Origin of the sequence: Methylobacterium sp. 1030, assembly GCF_040544715.1 — a bacterium.
Classification (GTDB): domain Bacteria; phylum Pseudomonadota; class Alphaproteobacteria; order Rhizobiales; family Beijerinckiaceae; genus Methylobacterium.
Genome location: NZ_JBEPKM010000069.1, coordinates 1 through 1,283 on the forward strand (window position 1 = coordinate 1; position 1,283 = coordinate 1,283).

General features: G+C 60.9%; 1 protein-coding gene and 1 pseudogene. Both read left to right on the forward strand.

What is annotated here, in order from left to right; translation table 11 throughout:
- Positions 1 to 558, forward strand: a pseudogene (gene istA / locus ABIC30_RS31760) (IS21 family transposase); the annotation flags it as partial.
- A 505-nt stretch (positions 559 to 1,063) separates the two neighbouring features.
- On the forward strand, positions 1,064 to 1,283 hold a 220-nt coding region (locus ABIC30_RS31765), incomplete at its 3' end, for a hypothetical protein (protein WP_502915899.1).

Consider the following 1,283-nt stretch of genomic DNA (forward strand, 5'->3'; position numbering starts at 1 on the left):
CGTCGACTGCACGTGCGCGCCTTCGGCCACGAGCGGCAGGAGGACTGGTTCGCCGGATTGGAGAGCGCCTTTCAGGCCTTCGGCGGTGTGCCGCGTGAGGTGCTGCTCGACAATGCCCGCGCCCTGGTCCTGCACCATGACCCGGTCAGCCGCGAGGTCATCCTGCATCCGCGGTTGCACGCCTTCTCCCGGCATTGGGGCTTCCGGGTGCGGGCCTGCGCCCCGTACCGAGCGCGCACGAAGGGCAAGGACGAGCGCGGCGTTGGCTACGTCAAGAGGAACGCTGTGGCCGGCCACCGCTTCGCGAGCTTTGCCGCCATGGAGGCGCATCTCGATGCCTGGATGCGGGATGTAGCCGACCAGCGCGCGCACGGCACGACCGGTGAGGCGCCGGGCGCGCGGTTCGCCCAGGACGAGGCCCGGGCGCTGCAGCCCCTGGCGGGCGTGCCGCCGTTCTCCGCCGCGCGCGATCTCGTGCGCCGGGTCGGGGCAGACTGCGCGGTCAGCGTCGACGGCAACGCCTACTCGGTGCCGTGGCGGCTGACGATCGCGTCGGTGACGGGCTCGACCTGCATGATGCTGAGGGATGCGGGAACCAAGGGAAGAAGGCGTCGGGAGATGGCGCTCTCCGTGAGCGAATCCCCCGAGATGGGCGACAACCCTCCAGATGCCAGCCTCGCCATACAAAGTGTGGATGAACCAGTATTCAACGCCCGCTGACAACCATCACAAACATGGATAATTACCCACTGCAAGGCGCTTGACCGATGGCCGCGCCAATCCACCCCGAAAGTCCACCTCATCGACGGATGCGACCGAGCAAACCAAAATATTATTTCTTCCGAGTTTGTAGTGGCAAAATTATCTACATTATTTACTATTATATATGAGTGTAATATATGCTCATGCCGAAATATTGATAGAAATTCGCCCCAGAAAAATACTATGATCAAGATTATCGATGCGGAAAAACTTTAATGATATTTAACACGTTTATCATACCAGTTGCGGTAATAGGTGGCTCTATGGAGGTGTGAGCCTTCCGTCACCCGAGGATCGACCTGTGCCCCAGATTGATGCTGAACACCTGACCGGTTCGAAGTTATCACAAATGTCTCTCGGCGTTTCCGGGCGAGCAACCCTGCTCATCCTCACGCTCGTCTGTGCCGCCTTCCTCACGTCCTCCGGCTACATCTACGTCACGCAGTCGGCGTCCATTCGAGCCGACCTGAATGCCAGCATGGCCAAGTTCAGCACGGCCTCGGCCGCCCGGGTCGCCAACT